Source organism: Streptomyces sp. HUAS TT7 (genome assembly GCF_051550175.1).
Lineage (GTDB): Bacteria > Actinomycetota > Actinomycetes > Streptomycetales > Streptomycetaceae > Streptomyces.
Genome location: NZ_CP196175.1, coordinates 5042612 through 5063290 on the forward strand (window position 1 = coordinate 5042612; position 20679 = coordinate 5063290).

The 20679-nt window shown below is 71.5% G+C and carries 19 protein-coding genes and 1 tRNA gene; 12 read left to right on the forward strand and 8 right to left on the reverse strand.

Annotated features, from left to right (window positions below; translation table 11 throughout):
• Positions 1-19: 19 nt before the first annotated feature.
• Positions 20-601, reverse strand: coding sequence for a 5-formyltetrahydrofolate cyclo-ligase (locus ACSHXC_RS22855; RefSeq protein WP_438293378.1), 582 nt, complete (start codon positions 599-601; stop codon positions 20-22).
• A 105-nt stretch (positions 602-706) separates the two neighbouring features.
• Here ACSHXC_RS22855 and galU point away from each other — a divergent pair, with 105 nt between their 5' ends.
• The 7 genes from galU (at position 707) to ACSHXC_RS22890 (ending at position 6101) form a co-directional block, all read left to right on the forward strand.
• The gene (galU, locus tag ACSHXC_RS22860; protein WP_438293379.1) at positions 707-1609 is read left to right on the forward strand and encodes a UTP--glucose-1-phosphate uridylyltransferase GalU; all 903 of its coding nucleotides are present in this window, start codon (positions 707-709) and stop codon (positions 1607-1609) included.
• Positions 1610-1615: 6 nt separating this feature from the next.
• Positions 1616-2917 carry a molybdotransferase-like divisome protein Glp gene (gene glp, locus ACSHXC_RS22865; RefSeq protein ID WP_438293380.1) on the forward strand — a complete coding sequence of 434 codons (1302 nt, stop codon included), beginning with the start codon at positions 1616-1618 and terminating at the stop codon, positions 2915-2917.
• A gap of 59 nt (positions 2918-2976) precedes the next feature.
• Positions 2977-3474 (forward strand): cyclic pyranopterin monophosphate synthase MoaC, encoded by a 498-nt coding sequence (moaC, locus tag ACSHXC_RS22870; protein ID WP_386110961.1) that lies wholly within the window; start codon positions 2977-2979, stop codon positions 3472-3474.
• Positions 3471-4061, forward strand: a complete 591-nt coding sequence (locus ACSHXC_RS22875) for a MogA/MoaB family molybdenum cofactor biosynthesis protein (RefSeq protein ID WP_438293381.1) — start codon at positions 3471-3473, stop codon at positions 4059-4061. The genes moaC and ACSHXC_RS22875 overlap by 4 nt, the downstream gene beginning before the upstream one ends.
• Positions 4058-4702: a GNAT family N-acetyltransferase gene (locus ACSHXC_RS22880; RefSeq protein WP_189961882.1), complete on the forward strand. Its 645-nt coding sequence runs from the start codon at positions 4058-4060 to the stop codon at positions 4700-4702. Before ACSHXC_RS22875 ends, ACSHXC_RS22880 begins: the two co-directional genes overlap by 4 nt.
• Before the next feature lie 152 nt (positions 4703-4854).
• A complete protein-coding gene (gene sepX, locus ACSHXC_RS22885; RefSeq protein WP_438293382.1) occupies positions 4855-5952 on the forward strand; it encodes a divisome protein SepX/GlpR in 1098 nt (365 codons plus the stop codon).
• Between the two features lie 75 nt (positions 5953-6027).
• Positions 6028-6101, forward strand: a tRNA-Ala gene (locus ACSHXC_RS22890).
• 234 nt (positions 6102-6335) lie between these two features.
• Here ACSHXC_RS22890 and ACSHXC_RS22895 read toward each other — a convergent pair.
• Positions 6336-8165: a hypothetical protein gene (locus ACSHXC_RS22895; RefSeq protein WP_438293383.1), complete on the reverse strand. Its 1830-nt coding sequence runs from the start codon at positions 8163-8165 to the stop codon at positions 6336-6338.
• Positions 8162-9091 carry a hypothetical protein gene (locus ACSHXC_RS22900; RefSeq protein WP_438293384.1) on the reverse strand — a complete coding sequence of 310 codons (930 nt, stop codon included), beginning with the start codon at positions 9089-9091 and terminating at the stop codon, positions 8162-8164. Before ACSHXC_RS22900 ends, ACSHXC_RS22895 begins: the two co-directional genes overlap by 4 nt.
• A gap of 72 nt (positions 9092-9163) precedes the next feature.
• On the opposite strand from ACSHXC_RS22900, the gene ACSHXC_RS22905 reads away from it, so the two are divergent.
• A complete protein-coding gene (locus ACSHXC_RS22905) occupies positions 9164-9478 on the forward strand; it encodes a helix-turn-helix domain-containing protein (protein WP_438293385.1) in 315 nt (104 codons plus the stop codon).
• A gap of 203 nt (positions 9479-9681) precedes the next feature.
• On the opposite strand, the gene ACSHXC_RS22910 is transcribed toward ACSHXC_RS22905, so the two are convergent.
• The 3 genes from ACSHXC_RS22910 to ACSHXC_RS22920 form a co-directional block, all read right to left on the reverse strand.
• Complete coding sequence (locus ACSHXC_RS22910) at positions 9682-10221, reverse strand: hypothetical protein (RefSeq protein WP_438293386.1); 540 nt, start codon at positions 10219-10221, stop codon at positions 9682-9684.
• A gap of 218 nt (positions 10222-10439) precedes the next feature.
• A complete protein-coding gene (locus ACSHXC_RS22915; protein WP_438293387.1) occupies positions 10440-11108 on the reverse strand; it encodes a hypothetical protein in 669 nt (222 codons plus the stop codon).
• 229 nt (positions 11109-11337) lie between these two features.
• Positions 11338-11823, reverse strand: a complete 486-nt coding sequence (locus ACSHXC_RS22920; protein WP_438293388.1) for a GNAT family N-acetyltransferase — start codon at positions 11821-11823, stop codon at positions 11338-11340.
• 58 nt (positions 11824-11881) lie between these two features.
• On the opposite strand from ACSHXC_RS22920, the gene ACSHXC_RS22925 reads away from it, so the two are divergent.
• Entirely contained in the window at positions 11882-12685 is an 804-nt protein-coding gene (locus ACSHXC_RS22925; protein ID WP_438293389.1) for an exodeoxyribonuclease III, read from the forward strand.
• A gap of 37 nt (positions 12686-12722) precedes the next feature.
• Here ACSHXC_RS22925 and ACSHXC_RS22930 read toward each other — a convergent pair whose 3' ends face one another.
• Positions 12723-13343 carry a MerR family transcriptional regulator gene (locus ACSHXC_RS22930; protein ID WP_438296761.1) on the reverse strand — a complete coding sequence of 207 codons (621 nt, stop codon included), beginning with the start codon at positions 13341-13343 and terminating at the stop codon, positions 12723-12725.
• A 312-nt stretch (positions 13344-13655) separates the two neighbouring features.
• Here ACSHXC_RS22930 and ACSHXC_RS22935 point away from each other — a divergent pair, with 312 nt between their 5' ends.
• The 3 genes from ACSHXC_RS22935 to ACSHXC_RS22945 are packed head-to-tail and all read left to right on the forward strand — an operon-like array spanning position 13656 to position 16980.
• The gene (locus ACSHXC_RS22935) at positions 13656-15173 is read left to right on the forward strand and encodes a flavin-containing monooxygenase (RefSeq protein ID WP_438293390.1); all 1518 of its coding nucleotides are present in this window, start codon (positions 13656-13658) and stop codon (positions 15171-15173) included.
• Positions 15170-16090, forward strand: coding sequence for an alpha/beta fold hydrolase (locus ACSHXC_RS22940; protein WP_438293391.1), 921 nt, complete (start codon positions 15170-15172; stop codon positions 16088-16090). Before ACSHXC_RS22935 ends, ACSHXC_RS22940 begins: the two co-directional genes overlap by 4 nt.
• Positions 16087-16980, forward strand: a complete 894-nt coding sequence (locus ACSHXC_RS22945; protein WP_438293392.1) for an SDR family oxidoreductase — start codon at positions 16087-16089, stop codon at positions 16978-16980. Before ACSHXC_RS22940 ends, ACSHXC_RS22945 begins: the two co-directional genes overlap by 4 nt.
• A 319-nt stretch (positions 16981-17299) precedes the next feature.
• Here ACSHXC_RS22945 and ACSHXC_RS22950 read toward each other — a convergent pair whose 3' ends face one another.
• On the reverse strand, positions 17300-20563 hold the full coding sequence (locus ACSHXC_RS22950; RefSeq protein ID WP_438293393.1) for a S41 family peptidase: 3264 nt from the start codon (positions 20561-20563) through the stop codon (positions 17300-17302).
• Positions 20564-20679: the final 116 nt, after the last annotated feature.

The following is a 20679-nucleotide window of genomic DNA, read 5'->3' on the forward strand; positions in this document are numbered from 1 at the left end:
GGCCTCGCGATACGGGCCTTCAGGCGCTGAAGCGCGTCACCCCGCGAGGGGTGACGACAGCCTGCACGGGGTGGTCGTGCGGTTCCTCCGGGACCCGCGCGACCACCTCGTTCGCGTAGAGGAGCACCACCAGGGCGGGCGCGTGACCGGATGCCTCGATACGGGCGAGGACCCGGTCGTAGGAGCCGCCGCCCCGGCCGAGCCGCATCCCGCGCGCGTCCACGGCGAGGCCGGGCAGCAGCACGGCGTCCGCGGCCGTCACCGCGTTCGGGCCGAGGCGTTCGCCGTCCGGTTCGAGCAGCCCGCGCCCGGCCGGCACGAGGTGCTCGGGCCCGGCGTAGGGCGCCCAGTCCAGGTCGTTGTCCGCGAGCAGCACCGGAAGCAGCACTCGTACGCCGCGGGCGTACAGTGCGTGGACGAGGGCGCGGGTGCCCGGTTCGCGGCCCACCGAGATGTACGCGGCCACCGTGGTGGCCGCCGCGAGTTCGGGCAGGGCCAGGGCCCGGTCGGCCAGCGCCAGGGAGGCGGTGAGCAGTTCGTCGTCGCTCAGCTGCTTCCTGGCATCGAGAAGGCTGCGGCGCAAGAGGGCCTTTTCGGACATGTGATCACTCACGGTGTTTCTGCAATCCCCTCAAATGCGCGGGTAAGAGAGCGAATTCACCGACGGATCATCTTCCGCACATACGCAGCGGATAGGGTGCCCCGCATGACTCAGTCGCCCCCACGGATCACCAAGGCTGTCATCCCCGCGGCCGGGCTCGGTACCCGGTTCCTTCCGGCAACCAAGGCCACCCCGAAGGAAATGCTGCCGGTGGTGGACAAGCCGGCCATTCAGTACGTGGTGGAGGAGGCGGTGGCGGCGGGCCTGTCGGACGTCCTGATGGTGACCGGCCGCAACAAGCGTCCTCTGGAGGACCACTTCGACCGGAACTACGAGCTGGAGTCGGCGCTGACCCGCAAGGGCGACGCGGACCGGCTCGCCAAGGTGCAGGAGTCCAGCGACCTGGCGACCATCCACTACGTACGCCAGGGGGACCCGCGCGGTCTTGGCCACGCGGTGCTGTGCGCGGCCCCGCACGTGGGCAGCCAGCCCTTCGCGGTGCTCCTCGGCGACGACCTGATCGACGCCCGCGACCAGCTGCTTTCGCGGATGGTGGAGATCCAGGAGCACGAGGGCGGCAGCGTGATCGCGCTCATGGAGGTCGATCCCGAACAGATCCACCTCTATGGCTGCGCGGCCGTCGAAACCACCGCCGAGAGCGACGTCGTACGGGTCACCGGGCTCGTCGAGAAGCCCGAGGCGGCCGAGGCGCCGTCCAACCTCGCCGTCATCGGCCGCTACGTCCTGGACCCGGCCGTCTTCGGCGTGCTGCGCCGCACCGGGCCGGGCCGCGGCGGCGAGATCCAGCTCACCGACGCCCTCCAGCAGATGGCCGCCGACGAGTCGATCGGCGGCCCCGTGCACGGCGTCGTCTTCAAGGGCCGTCGCTATGACACCGGCGATCGCGGAGACTATCTGCGAGCCATTGTCAGACTGGCGTGCGAACGTGAAGACCTGGGCCCGGACTTCAAGGCCTGGCTTCGCCGGTACGTCACCGAGGAGATGTAGGCACCCGTGAGCAACACGATCTGGTCGGTGGACGAGCACCTGGACGACATCCTCGCCGCGGTCAGGCCGCTCGAACCGATCGAGCTGCAACTGCCGGACGCCCAGGGCTGCGTCCTGGTCGAGGACGTCACGGTGTCCGTCGCCCTGCCGCCCTTCGACAACAGCTCGATGGACGGGTACGCGGTGCGGGTCGCCGATGTCGAGGGCGCCAGCGAGGAGTTCCCCGCGGTGCTCACCGTCATCGGCGACGTCGCGGCGGGCAGCGGTGAACTGCCCACCGTGGGCCCCGGCCAGGCCGCCCGGATCATGACCGGCGCCCCGCTGCCGCCCGGTGCCGAGGCCGTCGTCCCCGTCGAGTGGACCGACGGCGGCACCGGCCAGGGAGCCGCCACCACCATGCGCCCGGCGGGAGACGCGCCCGAAGGGGCCGGCGGCGAGGTGCGGGTGCACCGGTCGGCCGAGGCCCGCGCCCACGTCCGGGCGCGCGGCAGCGACGTCCAGGTGGGCGACCTCGCCCTGACGGCGGGCACCGTGCTCGGCCCGCCCCAGATCGGCCTGCTCGCCGCCATCGGCCGCGGCACCGTCACCGTACGGCCGCGCCCGCGCGTGGTCGTGCTCTCCACCGGAAGCGAACTGGTCCAGCCCGGCGAGGAGTTGGGTCAGGGCCAGATCTACGACTCCAACAGCTTCGCGCTGGCGGCCGCCGCCCGGGACGCGGGCGCCATCTCCTACCGGGTCGGCGCGGTCACCGACGACGCGGCCGTCCTGCGCGACACCATCGAGGACCAGCTGATCCGCGCCGACCTCCTGGTCACCACCGGCGGGGTCAGCGTCGGCGCGTACGACGTCGTCAAGGAGGCGCTGTCCCCCGTGGGAGACGAGGACGAGCCCGGCAGCGGCATCGACTTCCGCAAGCTGAAGATGCAGCCCGGCAAGCCCCAGGGCTTCGGCTCCATCGGCCCCGACCACACCCCGCTGCTCGCCCTGCCCGGCAACCCGGTGTCGTCGTACGTGTCCTTCGAGCTGTTCGTGCGCCCCGCGATCCGCACCCTGATGGGCCTCGACGACGTGCACCGGCCGACCGCGCGCGCCGTCCTGAAGGCCGACAAGGCGCTGTCCTCGCCCGCGGACCGGCGCCAGTTCCTGCGCGGCGCCTACGACGCCGACGCGGGCACCGTCCGCCCGGTCGGCGGCTCCGGATCGCATCTGATCGCGGCGCTCGCGCAGGCCGACTGCCTGATCGTGCTGCCCGAGGACACCACGTCGGCGGAGCCCGGCAGCGAGGTGGAAGTGGTCCTGCTCGGCTGAGTGCCGGTCGGTGGGGGTACGGTGTCTGCCCACAGAAGCCGTACCGGGAGCGCCACCGAATGAGTACGACGCAAGGCAGGCTCACGCACATCGACGAGGCGGGGGCGGCCCGCATGGTCGACGTCTCGGAGAAGGACGTCACCGCACGCACCGCCCGCGCGAGCGGCCGCGTGCTCGTCTCGCCGCGTGTCGTGGAGCTCCTGCGCGGCGAGGGCGTCCCCAAGGGCGACGCCCTGGCCACCGCCCGCATCGCCGGGATCATGGGCGCCAAGCGCACCCCCGACCTCATCCCGCTGTGCCACCCCCTCGCGGTCTCGGGCGTGAAGCTCGACCTGTCGGTGGCCGACGACGCGGTGGAGATCCTCGCGACGGTGAAGACCACCGACCGCACCGGCGTCGAGATGGAGGCGCTGACCGCCGTGTCGGTGGCAGCCCTCACCGTCGTCGACATGGTCAAGGCGGTCGACAAGGCCGCCGTCATCACCGACATCCGGGTCGAGGAGAAGACCGGCGGCAAGTCCGGCGACTGGAACCGGCCCGGGGCGGCCGGAGCATGACGCCCCCTCAGCCCGCCGCGAGACCCGGCCCGCAGGCCGCGGTGCCCTTCCCCCCGGGCGGCGAAGAGCTCGGGGAGGCGCTTCGGGCTCCGTACGCAGCGCTCGTCGTCACCGCCTCCAACCGGGCGGCCGCCGGGGTGTACGCGGACACCGGCGGCCCGCTGCTCGCCGAGGGCTTGGCCGCGATCGGCTTCGCGGTGGACGGCCCGCTGGTGGTGCCCGACGGCGACCCGGTCGAGCAGGCGCTGCGCGCGGGCGCGGCCGCCGGGTACGACGTGATCGTCACGACCGGCGGCACCGGCGTCTCGCCCACCGACCGCACCCCCGACGCCACCCGCAGGGTCATCGACTACGACGTGCCCGGCATCCCTGAGGCCATCCGCGCCGAGGGCCTGGCCAAGGTCCCCACCGCCGCCCTCTCGCGGGGCCTGGCCGGAGTGGCCGGCGGCCGCACCCTGATCGTCAACCTGCCGGGCTCCACCGGCGGCGTACGCGACGGGCTCGCCGTCCTGGAGCGGATCCTGCGGCACGCCGTGGACCAGATCCGCGGCGGCGACCACCAGAGACCCGCGGGGAGCCCGAGCTGAACGTTCCTTCCTGGCCGGTCGAGCTCGCGGAGGGCGATGTGGTCCTCCGCCCCATAAAGCTGCGCGACCAACGGGCCTGGCGCGAGGTCAACCGGCGCAACCGCGACTGGCTGCGGCCCTGGGAGGCGACGATCCCGCCGCCCGCGGCCGGCGCGCCCTTCGCCCAGCGCCCCACCTACCGTCAGATGGTCCGCCATCTGCGCGCCGAGGCCAACGCGGGCCGCATGCTGCCGTTCGTCATCGAGTACCAGGGCCGCCTGGTGGGCCAGCTGACGGTCGCCGGGATCACCTGGGGCTCGATGTGCTCGGGCCACGTCGGGTACTGGGTGGACCGCGAGGTGGCGGGCCGGGGCGTGATGCCGACAGCCGTCGCCCTCGCCACCGACCACTGCTTCCGCACGGTCGGGCTGCACCGCATGGAGGTGTGCATCCGGCCCGAGAACGCGCCGAGCCGCCGGGTGGTGGAAAAGCTCGGTTTCCGCGAGGAAGGGCTGCGCCCGCGCTATCTCCACATCGACGGCGCATGGCGCGACCACCTGGTGTACGCGCTCACCGCGGAGGAGGTCCCCGACGGGCTCCTCGCCCGGTGGCGGCGGGCCCGCCAGTCGCATCACGGGAACACGGGAAACACCGGGAAATGAAATAAACGTTCGAATTTGATCGCGATCCGATCCCTCTCCCCCGTCGATCGATCCGAGAAATCACAAAAAAAGCCGGTGATATCAGCCAGATCGTGCGACACACCGGCTCAATTGGCGTATCCCCGCGCGCCCGCCCCTCTACGGTGTGGTGTGTGAGCAGCAGCGGCCTCATTTACGCAGTCATCGTCGGGGCCTGGGCCGCCTACTTGGTGCCGATGTGGCTCCGCAGGCAGGACGAGCTCAACGAGGCCCGTCCGACGGAACGCTTCAGCACCGCCATCCGGCTGCTGTCCGGACGGTCGGCCATGGAGCGCCGGTACGCCAAGGGGCTGAGCCAGCGGGCCACCGAGGAGGCAGCGCCCGAGGCGACACCCGGGACCCCTCCGGACGCCCCGACGGAACTCCTCGCCAGCCCGGGGGAGTCCACCGGCGCCCGGGAATTCGCCGTGCCCCCGGCCCGTGCGGCCCACCCCGCGCGGCAGGAGCGGCACGAGCGGCCGGAATCCCCGGAGCCGCGGCGCGAGCGCCCCGCGAACCTCGCCTCGGCGGAGCGGGCCCGGCGCGCCCAGCGCAGCGCGGTGCTCGCCCGGCGTCGTCGTACCACCGTCGTCCTCTTCCTCGCCTTCACGCTGGGCGCGGTCGTCGCGGGTGTCGGCGGACTCGAATTCCTGTGGGCGCCGGCCGTCCCGGCCGCCCTGCTGAGCGCGTACATCGTGCATCTGCGGATCCAGGAGCGGCGGCGCTTCGCCTTCACCATGGACCGGCGCCGCGCCGAGGCCGCGGCCCAGCGGCTGCGCGAGAGCCGGCCGCGCGCCCGGGCCACGGCGCCGGGCACCGAGGCCGACGACGAAGCGGAGTCCCACCACCCGGCCCCCGTGCCCGAGCCCGTGCCCGCCCCGGCCCTCTCCCCGCAGGAGGCCGGCCGGCGCGCCCTGGTCGAGCAGACCGACCACCAGGAGTGGGTCGACCAGCAGCGCGAGCGCGGCCCCGAACGCGGCGCCAGCTGGGAGCCGGTGCCGGTCCCGCTGCCCACGTACGTCACCGCGCCGGTCGCCCCGCGTGCCACCGGCAGCATCGACCTGGGCGCCCCCGACACGTGGTCCTCGGCCCGCTCCTCGACCGCCGACCCCACCCCGGCCCCGCCCGCCGCCGACCCGCCCCCGAGGCAGCGCACCGGCCCAAGTCGCCGCCGCACCCCGCTGTTCGACCAGTACGCGGACGAGGACCGCCCCCGCGCCGCCAACGAATGACCCCGCTCTCGCTGACCAGCGAGGACCGGATTTCCAAGCACTCCCATCCGGGTGCTAAGGTTTCACTCGTTGCAAGGGCCTGTGGCGCAGTCCGGTAGCGCACCTCGTTCGCATCGAGGGGGTCAGGGGTTCGAATCCCCTCAGGTCCACAACACGACTGTTCTTGAGTCCTCTCAAGGATTGTCACGAGATCCCGTTCAGCCGAAAGGCTGGGCGGGATCTCGGCGTTTGTGGGGTGTGTTCGAGGTGATGTCCGAATGCGGTCGGGGCCTCGATCGGCTGTCTGGCGGAGGATCGGCCTGGGTTTCGGGGTGGTTCGGGTGCGTGAGGGGTGCCAGGGCTGCTGTTGGACGTGCCTGAGCCCGGTGTGTGGTGCTGGGGTGTCACCTGCTCGTGTCGGCCGTTACTGGCGGTTGGGGCGGGGGCAGCCCGTTCGCGGTGGTAGAGGCCGGAGCAGTTCCCTCAAGCTCCGTGATCGCGTCGACGATGCCACTGTTGGCCGTGGTGCCGGTGGTCTGGGTCCAGCTGAAGAGCATCTGCAGGTTGGCGCTGCAGATCATCAAGGCGAGAAGCACGGTCTGCGCGACGCGCCCGTGAGCGAGCCGCTTGCTCGGGTCGGCGATGTTGATGCCGTGGCTCTTGAGCCTCCCGTTCGCGCCTTCGATATTCGCTCGTTCGGGCTGGTAGGCGTCCTGCCAGGTGGGGTGGAGGTAGTGCCGGTCCTGGCGGAACTTGTCGAGCTTGCCGAGGTCGCCCGGGCGGACGGTGATCGTGGGTTTCTGGCAGATCCGCGGCAGTTCCTTCGTGGGCAGGGGCCGCAAGCGTTCGACTTGGGGGATCGGGATGGTGGGTTTGGCCGCGGTGTGTGCGGTGGTGGCCCGCCGGTTGGTGAGGTCGACGACGGCCGGCCGTGGTGCGGGGATCTGGTGGACCTGGTTGAAGCGGGGGCAGGCCACGCTGGGCGAGGGTCCGCTGGCGGGGCACTGGAGCCGGATCGCACCCCGTTTGTCCGCGGATTCTTTGAGGCGGAGGAAGTACGGCTCGCGGGCGGCGATCTGTTCGCGGAGCCGGGTGTTGTCGTCGATACCGCGTACGGCTTCGTCATCGAGGCCGAGGGTGGCCTGGGCCAGGGCAGTGGGCATGGCGGGGCAGGCGAGGGAACCATCGACGAGCAGGGCACCTTGGTGGGTGCCCTGGACGCCTCGGTGCACTTTCTTGTAGTCGAGGACGAGTTGGTAGCCCAGGCGGCGGGCGGGCTGGGCGAAGTGCTCGGAGACCTGGTCGGTGTAGGCCCGGTCGGAGGCAAGGATCCCGGCGGGGAACCCGAGAGGGACCAGCTTGGTGAGAGCGTGGACCGTGTTCGGCCCGATCCGTTTGCCGGGGGTGTCCAGGACCAGGCCGAGGACGAGCTGCGGGTGCCGGCTCACGCGCTTCCCGGCCTGGGAGTGGCCGCTTGGGTGCCTGCGGCTCGCGGCAACGAGGAGAGTGGCCGAGTGTCCGAAGACCCCTTCGCTGGAGCCTGCGCAGTAGTGCCAGCCAGCCGTGATCTCGACGGAGGCGAGACCGCGCTGTTTGCAGGGCTCGTGGTGCCAGGCGGGAACCGGGGTGGTGTCGACGCCGATGTCGCCCCGCCAGCCCTTGAACAGGCCACGCCGGTGGGCGAGGTGCACCGTGGTCAGGACCAGGCGGTCGCTGATCTCTTGGAGCACGGCCCGGCGGCGCATGCGTTCGGCATCAGTGTCCTCCCAGGCCGCAACAGCGAGCGCTGCCTCATCGGCGGGCAGCCGACGGCGCCGGTCACAGCGGAACGGGTCCAGGGCAGTGGTCAGCCGGTCGAAGGACCTGTAGATGCGCCGGGTGAACGCGTGCCGTCCGTGATCGTCGAGCGAGCCGGGGTCCGGAACCCCCAGCCAGCCCCGGGCAGGGGCCCGCAGCTCGTCCAGGAGAACGCGGCAGACGTCCGCGAGGCTCGCGCTGCGGTGGTAGTGCAGAGACAGCAGCAGCCCCACCAGCACCGTCCGCACCGGCAGCCCGTCAGGACCGGGGCGGCCCGCCAACTCGGTGTCGATCAGCTCCAGCGCTCCAGAGCCGTGCAGGAGAGCGTCGAGCTGGCCGACCTTCGAGTCCGGGATCTCGAACGGTGCATCCGTGACCGGCCGCGGCCGGCACTTCCTGATCTTCTCCGGACTCCGCCAGGCCCGGGGCCGGCTCACCTGTCCGGTCCGCGCAGGAGTCGTGCGGCAGTGGCGTCATCGATGGGAGGGACCAGGTGTTGCCAGCGGGCCAGGGACGCGGCGGAGGCGAGCCCGGCCGCTTGGGCGATCAGGTGGTGATCGATGTGGGCCCGCATCAGCTCGACGATCCACGTCGCCCGCAGGCGGCCCACCGACAACTCCGGCAGGCCCTGGGGCGGCCGGTGGATCAGGGACCAGGAGCCGATCAGGTTCTTGGAGTACTCGACGGTTCGCCTGGGCCGAAACATGTAGCCGTCACCCGCCAGGTCGGCCAGCTCGCCCAGTACCGCGTCCCAGGCCGCACGGGCCACGAGCGGGACCAGGCGGTCGACCCCTTGGTGCAGCAGCGGCCCGTCCGCGCTCGGGCGCCGCAGATCCGGGCCCCGGCTGGCTGCCACCTCCTTCGGTGTCAGCCCCAGACCGGCGCCCAGACCCAGCAGCGCGAGCGCGTCGGTCTTCTGCTGCCCGGGCAGATGAGTGGCCCAGTGCCGCAGGCCCTCCAACTCGCCTTCGGTATAGGGCTGGTGGGGACTGGCGTCGGCATGCATCCGCGCCGGGGCCGCCTCACCGCGTTCGCTCCAGGCCAGAGCGTCCCGCACCCGCAGCAGCCACGTCCGGTACGTCCGTACCGACGACGCTTCGATGTCCCCGGCCCGCGAGAGAACAAACGCGTCGATCACCTCGTTGCGCAACCACGCGTCCACGGACCGCTCGCTTCCCGCCGCCTCGGCCCACAACGCCAGCCGGCCGGTGACGTGCAACAGCCTCTCCACGTCATAGGGAACCGCTATCACGGTCGCGGCGACCACCGACCTGACCAGCGGCGCGACCTCCTCCCAGGCCGGCTGCGCGGCCCGCGGCCGATACCGGGTGATCTTCGCGGACGTAACGGGATCAAGGACCACAGTCCATGCATACCGGCTGGACAAGCAGCCATTCCACAGCTGATCAACCTCAACAGACAAGGTGGTGCGCGCATGGTCGGCGGACACACCCGCGCACGCTCCCCCAGGGAGCACACCGACGATCCGGAAACCTGGCCCGAACAGCCGAGCCCCGATGTGGCCGCCGAAGCGGTCCGCCATATCGCGCAGACCCTCGCCCAGGCCCTGGCTGACCAGAACCTGAGCTTGCGTGCTGCTGCCGGCTCCGGAGTGAACCGGCAGGCCATTGCCGACCTGCTCGCAGGACGGTCCTGGCCGGACGTGGCCACCGTCGCCCGACTCGCCCGCTTCACCGGCATCAACCTGTGGCCGGACAACACCAACATCGATCGGAAGAGAACGCATTGAGCCTCGATCCCCGCCCGAAGACGCCAAACAGCGACCGGGCATGACGAAGTTCGTGGCTCCACGCGTCGAGCGGAGAAAGTCTCTACTACGCTCGAAAACGCGCGGAGCCACCTGTCAGATGGCGCTCACGCACCGGCACCGCCGAGTCGATTGGTAGTCCCTCGGCGGTGCCGCCTGGAATGCCGCGCTCTCGCGGCCCCGGTTCACTCCCGGGAGTCCTCCTGCCGTTGTTCACCGGCATTGACCGGAACGATCGTGAACCAGGCCGTCGGGCCCTCCGCTACCGAGCCCTCCTTCACCAAGCGCTTCAGCCGGGACCGAGTGGTCTCCACTCGCCGCCCCCTCGACGTATCCGAGACGTCCTCCCCGATCGCGGCGGTGATGTCCTGCACCTTCATCGCCCGCCCGGCCCCCGCCAGCAGCACCAGCATTCGCTCTCGCGCCACTTCCCACTCCAACGGGCCAGCAGACGCGGGCTCGTTGGGAGGTACTTCTGCACCGGAGGGCCCGGAACCGGGGGGAGGGCCGTTCGGAGTCGACTTGTCTGCAGTCTCCTCTGGCGGCTGTTGCACGGCGTCACCCTGCTTGAGGTACCCCTCGCCACCCAGAGACAACAGCGTCTCCCGCGTGATCGTCAGGTGAGCCAGCCGTTCCTCGGCCGCCGTGGTCTTCTCACGCAGTGCGGCCAACTCGCCACGAACGACCGCCTCTTCCTGATCCAGTCGCTCGAACAGTGGCGTCATACGGGCCCCGCCTCCACTTGCCGATCACCGGAGCCCGATGGCACTCAAAGCCCCAGCCAAACGTAGGGCCAGCCACAGCAAGATCGCAGACGGTGAACGCAGATGCCCCCAACCGACCGCATGCGATCGCCTCGCGCCCGCTGCCCTCCGCAGAAAGACCACACGAGTTCGCGACTTAGGGGAGGGGCATCCCAACCGACAGCGTGATCTCCGTGAAGTCAGAGCGTTGCCTGGTCCTGGACGGTATAGCCGAGTGCGCGGGCTTGCCCGGCCACGGTCGCGAAGTCCGCTGCCGGCGACAGGGAACTCACCATCTCTCGGCTCAGCGGTGCTTGAGCCAGAACCGCTGCCACTGCGTCACGGTCGATCCTCCGCTCAAGGTAGTCCTCGGTGAAGCTGACGTATGCATCCGCGCTGCCGTCGGCGAGAAGCTCGAACAGCCAGTCAGCCCCGTCCGACTCGTCAGCGGCGAACTCGACCGGACCACACCCCCAGGCCTCTGCATCCCTTTCCCGCCACACGCACACTGTCGCGTCGAAGAACCCGTCGAATTCGAACTCCGGCGCCGCCGCGTAGTGCGCGAGCGACGAAGGCAGGCCCTCAAGGAGTCCAGGCCAGTGCGCTCGGGGCGACTCGCGCCATGGAGTGGCGGAACTTTCGTGATCGAACCCGTAGAGGAACACCCCAGCTGGATCGAACACAACGGCGTACTGGTCTCCAGAGCCGTTTTCCATGCAGGCCAGGTGCACGCCTCCACGCCAGTTGGGGAAGAACGTGTGCGTGGGAGCTTCTGCGTCAAGGACGGAGTCGAGCAACGCCAACGCCTGGCATCGGGCAAGCAGAACATCAGGAGCGGGAAGCAACGGCAACAGCGCATGGACAGTCATGGCCCTCATTCAACTGCCAGCCACTGACATCAGCCCGCCTTCAGATCCGGGAAACGATCATCCACTGCACGGGAAGCGATCTCCATCATCCCGCTACGTCGCAGGTCAACAGCGCTCGTGAACACCCCACAACAACAACGAGATCCCGTCCGATCATCACGATCGGGCGGGATCTCGCCGTTTCCGGGGGTGGTTGAGCGGGGCGGTTGAACGGAGCCCCGGGTCGGGTTCAGGAATCCGTGAGCGACTTCGCGAAGCAGCGGCTCGTGTCGTACGTGCGGTAGTGGCCGAACTTCTCGCAGGGTTCGTAGCCCGTCGAGGCGTACAGGGTGATCGCCTCGGGTTGCTTTATGCCGGTCTCCAGGACCATGCGGGTGCGGCCGGCCGTGCGGGCGTCGGACTCCAGGGCGGCGAGTATGCGGCGGGCGAGGCCCAGGCCCCGGGCCTCGGGAACGACGTACATGCGCTTCAGCTCGGCGTCGCCGTCGCGGTAGTTCTCCTCGTTGGCGTCCTGGCTGCGCCAGCCGCCGGTGGCCACCGGGCGCCCCTCGGCGTCGTACGCGATCAGGTACAGGCCGCGCGGGGGCAGGAACATCGCGGCGTCCAGGGGTGTGATGTCGCCCTCGTCCCCGTACCGCTCGGCGTATTCGAGCTGGACCTGGTCGTTGAGCTTCACGGCGTCGGGGTGGTCGTAGCCGAGCTGGCGGATATTCATGCGTTTAAGCGTACTTCTATGCGATGGGTGGACGGTGCCGGGTCGGTAGGGTGCCGGGATGCTCACTGTTACCTCTGTGAATGTAAACGGGCTGCGGGCCGCCGCCAAGAAGGGCTTCGTGGAGTGGCTCGGGGGGACCGGGGCCGACGTCATCTGCCTGCAGGAAGTGCGGGCCGAGCCCCACCAGCTGCCCGCCGAGGCCGGCGCGCCCGAGGGCTGGTTCGCCGTGCACGCCCCGGCCGCCGCTAAGGGCCGCGCCGGTGTGTCCCTGCTCACCCGGCGCGAGCCGGACCGGGTGCGGATCGGGTTCGGGAGCGCGGAGTTCGACGGCAGCGGGCGCTACATCGAGGCGGACCTGCCCGGCGTGACCGTCGCCTCGCTCTACCTGCCCTCCGGCGAGGTCGGCACCGAGCGGCAGGACGAGAAGATCCGCTTCATGGCGGAGTTCCTGGAGTACCTGGGGGGTCTGAAGGCGCGGGCCGCTGCTGAGGGGCGCGAGGTCGTGGTCTGCGGCGACTGGAACATCGCCCACCAGGAGGCCGACCTCAAGAACTGGAAGGGCAACAAGAAGAACTCCGGCTTCCTGCCCGAGGAGCGGGAGTGGATGACGCGGGTCTTCGACGCGGCGGACGGCGGCTACGTCGACGTGGTGCGCGCCCTGCACCCGGACGTCGAGGGCCCGTACTCGTGGTGGTCCTACCGCGGCCGCGCCTTCGACAACGACACGGGCTGGCGGATCGACTACCAGGTCACGACCCCCGGCCTCGCCGAGCGCGCCGTGAAGGCCTTCGTCGAGCGGGCCGCTACGCACGGCGAGCGGTGGAGCGACCATGCGCCGGTGACGGTGGTGTACGACCTGTAGGGCCGGGTGTCCGGGAGGGTGGGGAGGCCCGGCCCCGTCAGGGTTCCTGCGACAGTCGCCGGTCCAGCGCCAGGGACAGTTCCGCGTCCACCACCGCCTTGGCCAGGGGGCGCAGGCGGTCGGTGTCTTCCGGGGACGCGTGGGTGTGCAGGAGGCCGGTGAACAGGGCGGCCAGGGCGTCGGCGTGTTCGCGGACCTCGCGGCCTGCCGCCAGGACCGCCGCCAGCGGGACGCCCTCGCGGACCAGGGAGGCCGACACGTCCAGGAGGCGGCGGCTGATGTGGACGATCTCCTCGCCCGAGACGGCCAGATAGCCCAGGTCGAGGGCGGCCGCCAGGTTCTCCGGGGTGACCTCGCCCGCGAAGTGGTCGGCCAGTGCCTCCGGGGTCAGGCGCACCGGGGTCTCCTCGGTCGGCTCCACCAGGCCCAGCGCCTCGCCCGCGTCCCGGCCCGACTCGAAGGCCGAGGTCAGGTCCGCGATGCCGGACAGGGTGTGGCCCCGCTCCAGGAGTGCGGAGATCGTGCGCAGGCGGGCCAGGTGGTGGTCGTCGTACCAGGCGATACGGCCCTCGCGGCGCGGCGGCGGGATCAGGCCGCGCTCGCGGTAGAAGCGCAGGGTGCGTTCGGTGATGCCGGCCTTCTGGGCCAGCTCCGCCATGCGGTACTCGCGGATGCCTTCGGTCCGGGTCGGCTTCGGCTGCTTCGGGGCGGGGTTCTTCTCGCGGATGCCTCCGCCCGGCTGCGGCGTGCCGCTGTCGCCCCCCTCGCGCGCCCCCGCCCCGCGGGCCCCGCCGCCACCCTTACTTGCCTGGTCTTCTGCCACCACGTCAGCCTATGCGGTGGCCGGAGCCCCGCACCGGCGAGTTGTACCGGCGGTAACTTTCCCCGCCCGTGCCCCTACCGCTCGGTATGCGACTGCTCTACCCTCCCAACAGTGCCAGTGATTACTGGCGGAATTGGAGGCGGTGGCATGGGCCAGCACGAGCGCGAGCATGTGCGGGTGGCGGTGATCGGGTCGGGGTTCGGCGGGCTCGGGGCGGCGGTTCGGCTGCGGCGCGAGGGGATCACCGACTTCGTCGTCCTGGAGCGGGCCGGCTCGGTCGGCGGCACCTGGCGCGACAACAGCTACCCGGGGTGCGCCTGCGACGTACCCTCGCACCTCTACTCCTTCTCCTTCGCGCCCAACCCCGACTGGCCCCGCACCTTCTCCGGGCAGGAGCACATCCGCGCCTATCTGGAGCATGTCGCCGACGTGTTCCGGCTGCGGCCCCACATCCGGCTCGATCACGAAGTGACCATGATGCGGTGGGACCCGGATGAGCTGTGGTGGGAGATCGAGGTGGCCAACGGGGTCACCCTCACCGCCGACGTCGTCGTCTCCGCCACCGGGCCGCTGTCCGATCCCAAGATGCCCGAGATTCCGGGGCTCGCCGGCTTCCCCGGCAAGGTGTTCCACTCCGCCCGCTGGGATCACGACTACGACCTGCGCGGCAAGCGGGTCGCCATGGTCGGCACGGGGGCCTCGGCGATTCAGATCGTGCCGTCCGTCCAGCCCGACGTCGCCCGGCTCACGCTCTTCCAGCGGACGCCGCCCTGGGTCATGCCGCGCATGGACCGTGAGATCACGGGAGTCGAGCGCTGGCTGCACCGACAGCTGCCGTTCACCGGGGCCGCCCGGCGCGGACTCCTGTGGGGCATACGGGAGTTGCAGGTCAGCGCGTTCACCAAGCGGCCGAACGAGCTCGGGCTCATCGAGTCGCTCGCCAAGTCCAACATGGCCCGTGCCATCAAGGACCCTGTCCTGCGGGCCAAGCTGACCCCCGACTACCGCATCGGCTGCAAGCGGATCCTGCTGTCCAGCGCGTACTATCCGGCGCTCGCCGAGCCCAATGTCGACGTCGTCGCCTCCGGGCTCGCCGAGGTGCGCGGGTCCACCGTCGTCGCGGCCGACGGCACCGAGGCCGAGGTCGACGCGATCATCTTCGGCACCGGGTTCCACGTCACCGACATGCCCATCGCCGACCGTGTCGTCGGCGCCGAGGGGCACACGCTCGCCGACGCGTGGAAGGACGGCATGCAGTCGCTGCGCGGCGCGACCGCCGCCGGGTTCCCCAACTGGATGACCATCATCGGGCCCAACACCGGCCTCGGGAACTCCTCCATGATTTTGATGATCGAGTCCCAGCTCAACTACATGGCCGACTATCTGCGGCAGCTGAACGTGCTCGGCGGCCGGGCCGCGCTCGCCGCCCGGCCCTCCGCCGTCGGCGCCTGGAACCGCCGGGTGCAGGAACGCATGAAGCGGACCGTGTGGAACACCGGCGGCTGCACCAGCTGGTACCTCGACGCGAACGGCCGCAACACCACCGTCTGGCCGGGCACCACCAGCGAGTTCCGCCGCGCGACCCGCGAGGTGGACCTGGGGGAGTACGAGGTCGTACGCGCCCCGGTGCGCGAGCCCGTCGACGTCCCGGCGGTGTCCGCATGAGGCGGCTCGGGGTGTATGCGCCTCCCGTCGCCGAGCGAGAGCTCACCGCCCGCTCCGCCGACGGCAGCCCGCTGCACGTCGAGGTGCACGGGCCCGCGGACGCGCCCGCCGTCGTCCTGGCGCACGGCTGGACCTGCTCGACCGCGTTCTGGGCCGCGCAGATCCGGGCGCTGTCCGACGAGTGCCGGGTCATCGCGTACGACCAGCGCGGTCACGGGCGTACGCCCGCCGGGTCCGGCTACTCCACCGAGGCGCTCGCCGACGATCTCGAAGCGGTGCTGGCCGCCACGCTCGCGCCGGGCGAACGGGCCGTGCTCGCCGGGCACTCCATGGGCGGCATGACCCTCATGGCGGCCGCCGGACGGGCCGGCCTTCGCGAACACGCGGCGGCGGTCCTGCTGTGCAGCACCGGCGCATCGCGCCTGGTGGCCGAGTCGCGGGTGGTGCCGATGCGGGCCGGGCGGCTGCGGACCGGGCTCACCCGGCGCATCCTGGGATCCGGGGCGCCGCTCGGTCCCGTCACTCCGCTCGCCCAGAAGATCCTGCGGTACGCGACGATGGGGCCCGGGGCCGCGCCCGGCAAGGTCGAGGCGTGCGCCCGCATCGTGCACGCCTGCCCGCGCGAGGTGCGCCAGGACTGGTCCCATGTGCTGGACGGGCTCGAACTCGGCCTGCTCGTGCGGGAGTTGAGGGTGCCCACCGCCGTGGTGGTCGGCGGCGTGGACCGGCTCACGCCGCCCGTGCACGCGGAGCGGATCGCAGCCGGGCTGCCCGACTGCCGCTCGCTCGACGTCCTCACCGGCGTCGGGCACATGACGCCCATCGAGGCGCCCGAATTCATCACCGAGAAGATCCGCGCGCTGGTGGCCACGCATCTGGTGGCCCCCGCCGTCGACGCCGAGGAGCGTGCCGTATGAGCAGGGTCAGTCTGGAGGGGCAGGTCGCGGTCGTCACCGGTGCGGCCCGGGGCGTCGGCGAACTCCTCGCGCGCAAGCTGTCCGCACGCGGCGCCAGGGTCGCGCTCGTCGGGCTCGAACCCGACGAGCTGAAGCGGGTCGCGGCGCGGCTGCACACCGAGGCCGAGTCCTGGTACGCGGACGTCACCGACCACGCGGCGATGGCGCGGGTCGCGGGCGAGGTCAAGGAGCGGTTCGGGAAGGTCGACATCGTCGTCGCCAACGCGGGGGTCGCCTCCGGGGGGCCGTTCGTCGACTCCGACCCGGACGCGTGGCGCCGCGTCATCGAGGTCAACCTCATCGGCGGGGCCGTGACGGCCCGGGCCTTCCTGCCCGTACTGATGGAGTCGCGCGGCTACTTCCTCCAGATCGCCTCCCTCGCGGCGATCACCCCGGCGCCCATGATGACGGCGTACTGCGCGTCGAAGTCGGGGGTCGAGGCGTTCGCACACAGCCTGCGGGCGGAGGTGGGCTACAAGGGGGTGCGGGTCGGGGTCGGGTATCTGTCGTGGACGGATACGGACATGGTGCGGGGTGCCGACCAGGACGAGGTGATGCGTGAGCTGCGCTCTCGGCTGCCGTGGCCGTCCAACCGGACGTATCCGCTGGGGCCGGCGGTGGATCGCATCGTCGCCGGGATCGAGCGGCGGGCCTCGCATGTGTACGCGCAGTGGTGGTTGCGGGGGATGCAGTCCGTGCGGGGGTATCTGCCGGGGGTGATCGGGGTGGTGGGGGCTCGGGAGATGCGGCGGTTCGAGCCGCGGCTCTCCGGGGTTGGGCGGGGGTTGGTCGGGGCGGGCGGGGCGGCGGACGAGGCCCGGCGGTCTTCCCCCACCCCGCCCCTTCCCTAGACCCTCCGGGGGTGAATGGTTCCGCTGAGGCCCGGTGGTCGTTCCCTGGGGCTCTGCCCCAGACCCCGTTCGCGCCTTAAGGGCGCTCGTCCTCAAACTCCCCCAAGGCCTTAAGGGCCAGGGGGGACCCCCATGACAGGCTGAAGATGCCGGCGTTGGTCAGCGTCAACCCCGCCAGGGGCGCGGGGAACTGCGCGACCGGCCACGCACGGTCTGCAGTCGGCATCGGACCTATTAAGGGGCGCGGGGAACTGCGCAAACCCGCACCCCGGTCCGCGGGTCGGAAACGCTGATGGGGTTGGGGGGACCCCAAGGCGCCTTACCCCCCCACCCCCCTCGGCGGCAGCTTGGGCCGCTGGCGGTTTGGGGTCGTCGTGTAGCCCGGCGGGACCGAGGCCGGGTGGAGGGTCAGGAGGTCCAGGGCCAGGCGGACCGCGTCGTCCAGTTGGGCGTGGCGCCCCTCCGCCCAGTCCAGCGGCGTGCGCAGGATCTCCAGGTCCGGTTCCACCCCGTGGTTCTCCACGGACCACCCGTACTCGTCGAACCACGCCGCGTTCATCGGCACCGTGATGACCGTTCCGTCGCCCAGCGTGTGACGGCCCGTCATGCCCACCACCCCGCCCCAGGTGCGCTGGCCCACCACCGGGCCCAGTTTGAGCAGGCGGAACGCTGCCGTGATCATGTCGCCGTCCGAGGACGTCGCCTCGTCCGCCAGCGCCACCACCGGGCCCCTCGGCGCGTTCGACGCGTACGACACCGCCTGGGCGTTTCTCGTCAGGTCCCAGCCCAGGATTCGGCGGGTCAGTTTCTCCACCACCAGTTCGCTGATGTGGCCGCCCGCGTTGCCCCTGACGTCCACGATCAGCGCCGGGCGGCTCACTTCCAGGCGCAGGTCCCGGTTGAACTGGGCCCAGCCCGAGCCACCCATGTCCGGGATGTGCAGATACCCGCACTTGCCGCCGCTCAGCTCCCGTACCACCTCGCGGCGTTTGGCCACCCAGTCCTGGTAGCGCAGGGGGCGTTCGTCGACCAGGGGGACCACGGCCACCCTGCGCGATCTGCCCTCGCCCTCCGCCGGCTGGAAGGTCAGCTCCACCGTCGTGCCGCCCGCGCCCGCCAGCAGGGGGTAGGGGCCCGCGACCGGGTCGACCGGGCGGCCGTCCACATGGGTCAGGACCGCGCCCTCGCGGATGCCCGCGCCCGCGAGGGGGGAGCGCGCCTTGGAGTCGGAGGAGTCGCCCGGCAGAATGCGTCTGATCTGCCAACTCCCGTCCCGGCAGACCAAGTTGGCACCCAGCAGGCCTTGTGCGCGCTGGTAGTGCGGCGGGCCCTCGTTGCGGCGGGCGGCGGTGACGTACGCGTGTGAGGTGCCCAGTTCGCCCAGGACTTCGCGCAGCAGGTCCGCGAACTCGTCGGGGGAGGCGACCCGTTCCACCAGCGGGCGGTACTGGTCCAGGATCGCCGACCAGTCGATGCCGCACATCTGCGGTTCCCAGAAGTAGGAGCGGATGATGCGGCCCGCCTCGCCGTAGGCCTGGCGCCACTCCAGGGCCGGGTCGACGTCGTGCAGGATGCGGCGCAGGTCCAGGTAGACCGTCGAGTCGTTGTCGCCCGGCTCGGTGGCCGGGACCGCTCGCAGTTCGCCCTCGTCCACCACGACGAGTCGGCTGGCGTCGCCGCTGACCGCGAAGTAGTCGAGGTGGTCGACCAGTTCGGTCTTGCGGGCCTTGGAGATGTTGAAGTGCTCCAGGGTGGGGCGGCCCGAGGTGTCGGCCGGGTTGGCGAAGGTCTCGCCGAGCGCGCCCGAGATGGGCCAGCGCAGCCACACCAGGCCGCCGCCCGAGACCGGGTGGAGGGCCGAGTACTTGGACGCGGAGACGGGAAAGGGGGTGACCCGGTTTTCCAGGCCCTCCACCTCCACCGTCACCGTGCCGTCGGCCGAGTCGTCCAGGGGGTCCAGACCGCCCGCCGCCGGCCGGCCGTCCGGCGAGAGCGCGAACGGCGAGGGCGTCGCCGAGGACAGCGGCACCAGGTAGGGGCGGCAGCCCAGCGGGAAGGACAGGTCTCCGGTGTGCACGTCGTACACCGGGTCGAAGCCGCGCCAGGACAGGAACGCCAGATAGCGGCCGTCGCTGGTGAACACCGGGTTCTCGTCCTCGAAGCGGCCGTTGGTGACGTCCACGACGGTGCGGGCGCCGGGCCCCGAGATGCGGGCCATCTTGATCTGGCGCAGCGAGCGGCCGATGCCCGGGTGCGACCAGGTCACCCAGGCCCCGTCGGGAGAGAAGGCGAGGTCGCGGACCGGGCCGTTGATGGAGCGGATGAGCTCGGTGACCTCCCCGTTGGACTCCTCCGTGACGTCGATGAGCAGGAGGCGGCCGTCGTTCGCGGCGATCGCCAGGCGCTCGCCGTCCGGGTCGGACACCATCTCCTGCACCCGGCCGAGCTCGCCCGCCGCGAGGCGCCTGGGCTCGCGTTCGCCGCTCGCGCGCGGCAGGAAGGCGATCTCGACGGCGTCCTCGCCGTCCGCGTCGGTGATGTAGGCGACCTGGCCGCCGCTGCCCAGCATCTCGGGCAGCCGGACCCGTACGCCCGGGGTGTCGGCGATGGTGCGGGCCGGGCCGTCGCGGTGGGTCAGCCAGTACAGGCTGCCGCGCACCACGACGGCGCTGGCCCGGCCGGTCGTGTCGACGGACAGCGCGTCCACGTGGTTGGCGGCCGGGACCTGGTAGCTGCGCCGCCCGGCGCGGGGCCCGCCGAGCCGTACCTCCAGCTTGCGCGGCACCGAGTCGGGGGTGAGGTCGTCCACGATCCACAGGTCGCCCGCGCACTGGTAGACGACCCGGCGGCCGTCGCTGGAGGCGTGCCGGGCGTAGAAGGCGTCGTGGTCGGTGTGCCGGGTCAGGTCGCTGCCGTCGGGCAGGCACGAGTACAGGTTGCCGACGCCCTCGTGGTCGGAGAGGAAGGCGATGCGGCCCTCGACGAACATCGGTGAGTCGAGGTGGCCGCCGATGTCGGGGAGCAGCCGTCTGCCGTGCAGCCACAGGCGGCCGGTGGCGCCGCCGCGGTAGCGCTTCCAGGCGGCCGGCTCGTGCGGCGGCTTTCCGGTGAGCAGCAGGGTGCGGCGCTCGCCGTCCACATCGGTGACGGCGATGTCGGAGACCGGGCCCCAGGGGAGCTTTCCGCCGGGGGAGCCGTCGGTGGGCACGCTGTAGGCCCAGGAGAAGTACGAGAACGGCTGGCCGTGCGAGGACACCGCGAGGATGTGGCCGTCGGGCGTCCAGCCGCACACCCGGGCGTCGGACGACCCCCAGTACCCGATCCGGCGGGCCGGGCCGCCGGTCACCGGGGCCAGATGGATCTCCGGGTCGAGGCTGCGCCAGGTCGTGTACGCGATCTGGCGGCCGTCGGGAGAGAAGCGGGGGTGGCCGACCTTGGTGCGGTCGACCGTGACCCGCCAGGCGCGGGACGGGCTGTGCCCGGCCGGCACGAGGGGGGCGACCCACAGGTCGTCCTCGGCGGCGAAGCACAGCAAGTCGTCGTGCAGATGCGGGAACCGGAGGTACGCGGCGTCGTCACTCACCCCCCAATGCTTTCCGCGGGAGATGCCCCCGGCAACTCGTGGGAGCGCTTTATTCCGTTCCGACACCTGTGGTCGACGACACAAGCGAAACGGCTTCGTTTCGCTTCGGGGCAGGG